The 6,284-nt window shown below is 66.5% G+C and carries 3 protein-coding genes; 1 reads left to right on the top strand and 2 read right to left on the bottom strand.

Features of this window, described 5'->3' with window-relative positions; translation table 11 throughout:
• Window positions 1-605: 605 nt before the first annotated feature.
• Window positions 606-1,445 carry an NAD(P)-dependent oxidoreductase gene (locus tag ACFFP0_RS23495; protein ID WP_377264637.1) on the top strand — a complete coding sequence of 280 codons (840 nt, stop codon included), beginning with the start codon at window positions 606-608 and terminating at the stop codon, window positions 1,443-1,445.
• Between the two features lie 371 nt (window positions 1,446-1,816).
• On the opposite strand, the gene ACFFP0_RS23490 is transcribed toward ACFFP0_RS23495, so the two are convergent.
• Both ACFFP0_RS23490 and ACFFP0_RS23485 read right to left on the bottom strand, forming a co-directional pair.
• The gene (locus ACFFP0_RS23490) at window positions 1,817-5,032 is read right to left on the bottom strand and encodes an efflux RND transporter permease subunit (protein ID WP_377264636.1); all 3,216 of its coding nucleotides are present in this window, start codon (window positions 5,030-5,032) and stop codon (window positions 1,817-1,819) included.
• Complete coding sequence (locus tag ACFFP0_RS23485; protein ID WP_377264635.1) at window positions 5,029-6,276, bottom strand: efflux RND transporter periplasmic adaptor subunit; 1,248 nt, start codon at window positions 6,274-6,276, stop codon at window positions 5,029-5,031. The genes ACFFP0_RS23490 and ACFFP0_RS23485 overlap by 4 nt, the downstream gene beginning before the upstream one ends.
• Window positions 6,277-6,284: the final 8 nt, after the last annotated feature.

The raw sequence follows: 6,284 nt of genomic DNA, 5'->3' as shown, positions 1-6,284 counted from the left end.
GCACGCCCTCAGACTTACGGTGCCACGGCCATGACCACCGGTCCCGATCGCTCGGGCGCACCGTCTTCCACCTGCGCCGCGCGGCCGGGCTTTCAGGAAAAACCCCCGGACGCCGCATGGCGCTGTACCGTCACCCTCCAATGCCTCACAGGCACGCCCGGCGCACAATGCAAGGAAGCGAAACGAGACACCGGTCCGACAGCGTCTCACCCGCCCCCACGTCGCCGGAGGGAGACCATTTTCCGCGGACCCGGAGGATAAGGTTCTGCGTCTTCCCCTCACACCCCGCGCCGGCCCCGCCTCGCCAGAACACCTCCTGGTGTATCCGAGAGCGGGACAGGCAGATTGTAGGCATGGGGTGAGGAGGCGGGGAAAAATGGAAGGGATTTTTCCCGCCTGTTTTTGCCAAAGCCTTGATTTTCTGTCCCATGCCCTCCTCCACGCCGCCAGACATCTCCCCGCAAGGTGACAAGCGCCACCCGGCCCCTCGCGCCTGCGACGCCGGGACGGGCGTCATGCGCTTCGGAACCGAAAATGGCTTCCCTCGATGGTCAGGAAGTGCACTAATCGGCAATATCATCCTTCATCCTCTGGGAGCGACAACGATGGCCGACATTGCAATCATCGGAGCAGGAGCCATGGGCAGCGGCATCGGCCGCAAGCTGGTCGAAGGCGGTGCGAACGTTCTGACCTATCTCGAAGGCCGCTCGGCCGCGACGCTCGAAAGGGCGAAGGCCGCCGGCATGCAACCTTGCGGCCTCGACAGGATCGTCGATGCCGACATCGTCCTCTCCATCGTCCCGCCTGCCGAAGCCATCGGCGTGGCCGGAAAGTTTGCCGCGGCGGCCAGGGACCGCAAGGAGCCGGTGACCTTCGTGGATTGCAACGCGATCTCCCCGGACACCATGAGGCTGGTGGCGGCGGCCTTCGACGGCAGCGGCGTCGACGTGCTCGACGGGTCGATCATCGGCCTGCCGCCGCAACCGGGCAAGCGCGGCCCCAAACTCTATGTCAGCGGCGACCCGGCGAACCGAAGCGCCTTGCTGGCCGGTCATGGCCTCGACGTGCGCCGCATCGAAGGTCCCGTCGGCGCCGCTTCGGCGCTGAAAATGTGCTATGCCGGCATCAACAAGGGAGTGACCGGCCTCGGCACCGCCATGTTTCTCGCCGCCATCCGCAGCGGCGCGGACCAGAGCCTGAAGCGCGAACTGGAGGAAAGCGCCTCCGATCTCGACCAGAAGCTCTCGTCCGGCATTCCGGACATGTACGCGAAAGCCTATCGCTGGGTGGCGGAAATGGAGGAGATCGCCGCCTTCCTCGGCAAGGACGACCCTGTCGCGCTGATCTTCAAGGGCATGGCCGGCCTCTACCGGAAGATGGCCGAGGACCGGAACGCGGATGGCGAGCTTGCCGCCCAATTGGACGGGCTGCTGGGACGGGAATGAGAAGGAGGAGACGCAATCCCTCCCCCATGGGAGCAGGGCAATTGCATATGGGCGGAATGTTCTGAGACCTCCTGGAATGACGAGACGGGCAGCCTGCTCTTTCTTCCCCCTCGGCGGGGAACCGAAGGACGGGCAAGCCCCGTGGCTCGCCCCGGCAAAGGTGGTCCGAAGGACTGGATGAGGGTGGCGAAGTCAAAATCCAGCGATGCGTTTGCCGCGCGTACACTCCCTTATCGCCTCGCTTTGCCCGGCACGTCTCTCCGCTGGGGAGAAGAGGGGTAGGCCGCGTCCGCTCCGTTCCTCACATGCGATTGCCCTCCCCCATGAGCGGGATGGAAGCATGCCAGCCCTGCTCTTCCCCGGGCTCGGCCTCACTCTGCAGCCAGGAGGGGCTCTTCCTTTTCCTTCTCTTCCGCATCCGCGTTTTCCGCCTTGCGGCGCGAGGCGTGCGCCAGCTCCTGATGGAAACGCCGTTCCTCGTGGACATGCGGCTTCGCGAAGCGGGCAAGCAGAAGATAGGCGACCGGCGTGATGAAGAGCGTGACCAGCACGGCAAAGCCGAGGCCGCCGACGATGACCCAGCCGAGCGCGATACGCGCCTCGGCGCCTGCCCCTCTTGCGAGCACCAGGGGCACGCCGCCGATGATCGTTGCGATCATCGTCATCATCACCGGACGAAGGCGCATCGCGCAGGCGGTCTCGATCGCCTCGCGCACCTCCGCGCCGCGGTCGCGGAGCTGGTTGGCGAATTCCACGATCAGGATGCCGTTCTTCGCCATGACGCCGACGAGCAGGACGAGGCCGATCTGGCTGTAGACGTTGAGGCTCGACCCCGTCAGTACCAGCGCGATCGCGGCGCAGGCAAGGCCGAGCGGGACGGTCGCCATGATGATCAGCGACGACAGCACGCTTTCGAACTGGGCGGCGAGCACCAGGAGGATGATGGCGATCGCAAAGCCGAACGTCATCAGCATGGCGTTCGAGTTCTCGCCGAGCGTCTTGGCTTCCGCCATCGGAATGAGCCGCACGCCGGGCGGCAGGAGCGGCTGGGCAAGCGCCGTCATCCCCTTGACCGCGTCGCCGAGCGCCACGCCGTTGCGAAGGCCCGACGAGATGGACACGGAAGCAAGCTGCTGTTCGCGGTTGAGCTGCGGCGCGACTGCGCCTTCCTTGAGCGTCGCGATGGTGGACATCGGCACCATCTTGCCGTCCGCCGCCTTCAGGAAGATGTTTTCGAGATCGGTAGGGTCGTCGAGCGGCCGGGTCGTGGAGGTCAGCTTGACCGGCAGCGCGTCGCCGTTGACGAAGACGTCGACCACCGAGCGGCCTTCGAGCAGCGACTGCATGGCGGTCGACAGGCCCGCGATCTCGATGCCGAGGTCCGACGCCCGCTCCCGGTCGATCGAGACGGAAAGCTGCGACTGGGTCGGCTCGTTGGTAAGGCGCGGCGTATCGAAGAGCGGGCTCGTCTCCATCTGAGAGACGAGCTTCAGCGCGGTCGATGTCAGGAGGTCATAGTCGTTGCCGACCAGCGCCATTTGCAGGCCGTTGCCGGCGCCGCGGATCTTCAGGCTGTTCGACTGCATCGTGAAGCCGCGCAGCGCCGGCACGCGCGATGTGGCCGCATTCACGTCGGCGGCGATCTGGTCCTGGCTGCGGCTGCGCTCGTCCCAGGGCGCCAGCGTCAGCACCATGAAGCCGCTGTTCTTGTTGCTGCCGAAACCGGAGATCGAGAAGATGTTGGTGATCTCGCCGGAATCGCGCAGCGGCTTGAGGTTCTCCTCGACGCGCTGCATCTGGTCGCGCGTATAGTCAAGGCTGACGCCCTGCGGCGCGGTCAGCCGCAGCATGATCGTCGCGCGGTCCTCGCGCGGCGTCAGCTCGCTCTTGACGAGGCCGAAGACATTGTAGGCCGCGATCGAAAAGATCACGGAAAAGGCGATGACCACCAGCGGCGCATTGAGGCAGAAGCGGAGCGCCACCGCATAGACGCGGGCAAAGGCGCTGCCGAACACGCCGAGCAGCCCGTGCTCCTCCTTGATCGGCTTCGTCAGCATGCGCGAGGCGAGCATCGGGCAGAGCGTCAGCGCCGTGATCGACGACAGCGCCACCGAGAACGCGAGCACGAAGCCGAATTCCTTGAACAGCCCGCCGATCTGGCCGGGCAGGAAGGAGAGCGGAATGAAGACGGCCGCCAGCGTCGCGGTCGTGGCGATGACGGCGAAGAACACTTCCTGCGTGCCGAGCACGGCGGCCGCGCGCGGCCCCATGCCCTCGGCGCGCCTTCGCACGATGTTTTCGAGCACGACGATCGCGTCGTCCACCACGAGACCAGTCGCCAGCACGATCGCCAGAAGCGTCAGGATATTGATCGAGAAGCCGACGAGATAGATCGCCACCAGCGTGCCGATCAGCGCGACCGGCATGGTCAGCGCCGGAATGAGCGTCGCCCGCCAGTCGCGCAGGAAGAGATAGATGACCGCCACGACGACCGTCGCGGAGAGGATGAGCGCGATCTCGACTTCGTGCAGCGCGCCCTGGATGAAGATCGCGTCGTCGCCCGTGACGGCGATGCGCGTCCCCTCGGGCAGCGTCTTCTGCATCTCGTCGACGGCCTTCCTGACGCCTTCGGAAATGTTGAGCGTGTTCGACTGCGCCTGGCGGATGATGCCGAGGCCGACGCCCTGCACGGCGTTGGAGCGCAGCACCGTGCTGCCGTCGTCCGGGCCGAGCGCAACGCTTGCCACGTCCCGCACGCGGACATTCGGGGCGATCAGCACGTTCTCGAAATCCCGCGGCGTCGTCAGGTTCGCCGTGGCGCGCACGACGATGTCCTGGCTGGTGCTCTTCAGCGAGCCGGCCGGCACGTCGAGCGCCGCGCTTTCCAGCGCCTTGGAAACGTCGGCGACCGTCAGCCCGCGCCCGGCGAGCGCCGCCTGGTTGATGTCGACGCGGAACACCTTGTCCTGGTCGCCGTAGAGCTGGACGTCGGCGACGCCCTCCACCGCCGCCAGCCGGTCGGTGATCTCGTTGTCGACGAGTTGGGTCAGGTCCTCCATCGACAATTTCGATGAGGTGACCGCAAGGCGCATGATCGGATCGGAATCGGCATCGGCCTTGATGATGCGCGGCTCGTCGGCATCGTCCGGCAACTGGTTGACAACGCGGCCGACGGCGTCGCGCACGTCGTTGGCGGCATCGGAAAGATCGACCGTGTCGTTGAACTCCATGGTCACCCGGCTGTTGCCGAACTGCGACTGCGAGGAGAGCGCCTTGAGGCCGGAAACGCGCGCCACCGCACCTTCGATGACCTGCGTGACCTCCTGGTCCATCGTCTGCGGCGAGGCGCCGTCATAGGTGGTCTGGACGGTGATGACGGGCTGGTCGACGTCCGGGAGCTCGCGCACTTCCACGCCGGCCAGCGCCGCGAGGCCCGCCACCACGAGCAGCGTGTTCAGAACTGCGGCGAGGATCGGCCTGCGGACGAAGAGCGCGGTGAAGGACTGGCCGGATTTCTCGTCGCCGCCATGATTGGCACCGTTGTGACTGGCGCCGTCATGGCCAAGACCCGGGAGTTCGATCTTCATTGGCTCGCCACCTCCGCCGCGTCCGGCGCGCCCAAGATGCGCACGGGCGCCCCCTCCCTCACGCGCTGCAGGCCTTCCGTCACCACCCTGTCGCCCTCGGCGAGCTGCGCCTCGACGAGAACCGAATCCGGGTTGCGCTGCACGACGCGCACGCGCGCCTTGGCCGACTTGTTGTCCACGACCCGCCAGACATAGGACCCTTCGCCATCCCACTGGACGGCCAACGGGTCCACCGCGGGATATTTCTCGCCGGAAAAGCGCATGCCGACGCTGAACGCCATGCCGGCGCGCAGGAGATCGGACGGATTTTCGACGCGGGCGCGGATGCGCATGGTACGGCTTGCCGGATCGATGCGGTTGTCGATCGCATCCACCTTGCCGGAAAAGACCTGGCCCGGGCGGGCGATAGAGCTCGCCTCGACCGGCTGGCCGGGCTCGATCGCCACCGCGAAACGCTCCGGCGCCCAGAAATCGACGAGGATGGCCGAGCGGTCGTCGAGCGTGACGATGCTGGTCTGGGTCGTGACGTTGTCGCCGATATTGACCGCCACGATGCCGGCGATGCCATCGATCGGGGCGGCGATATCGCGACGCCTCAGATTGAGTTCGGCGGTGGAGAGCGCGAGCTTGGCCGCCTGTTCGGCGATCTGCGCGTCGAGCACGTCGAGGCGCGAGACCGACTGAAGGTTCTTGTAGGAGGCCGACTTCTCCTGCGCGCTCTTCAGGGTCACCTGCGCCTTGTCGCGCTCGATGATCTGCTCGTCGTCGTCGAGACGGGCGAGAACCTGCCCCTTGACGACCTTCTGGCCGGAGGACACCATGATCTCATGGATCGTGCCCGACGCCTGCGGCATGACCACGACGGACTGGATGGCCTCGCTGCTGCCGATGGCCGACAGCCGGTCGTTGACCGTGCCGATCCGGACCGGCTGGACCACCACCGTCGTCGCCCGGTTGCCGCCCTGACCCTGGCCGCGCGGGCCTGCGCCCTGTCCGCTGCCTTGACCACCGCCCTGCCCGCCTGCGGCCTGCGCCTGCTGCCGCTGCCCGCCGGAGGAATTGCCGCCGCCGCCCTGCCCCTCGGCCGCGGGCGTCGCCGCGACCGGACGGATCGCCGCGATGATCTGCCCGGGAACACCATACCTTGCCAGCGTCTCGCCCGCGCCGGGCACCATGAAGGCCCAGAGCCCGAGGGCAAGAACAACGATCGCAAGACAGAGAAGGAACTGTTTCCAAATCCGCATTCAATACT

The sequence above is a fragment of the Neorhizobium puerariae genome, from assembly GCF_042429745.1.
GTDB classification, from domain to species: Bacteria; Pseudomonadota; Alphaproteobacteria; order Rhizobiales; family Rhizobiaceae; genus Neorhizobium; species Neorhizobium puerariae.
The sequence above is the reverse complement of the archived record's forward strand: the minus strand, read 5'-3'. Positions and strand labels throughout refer to the sequence as shown.

Coding starts and splice junctions, on each gene's coding strand:
- ACFFP0_RS23495 (WP_377264637.1), top strand. CDS start 606: ATGGCCGACATTGCAATCATCGGAGCAGGAGCCATGGGCAGCGGCATC.
- ACFFP0_RS23485 (WP_377264635.1), bottom strand. CDS start 6,276: ATGCGGATTTGGAAACAGTTCCTTCTCTGTCTTGCGATCGTTGTTCTT.
- ACFFP0_RS23490 (WP_377264636.1), bottom strand. CDS start 5,032: ATGAAGATCGAACTCCCGGGTCTTGGCCATGACGGCGCCAGTCACAAC.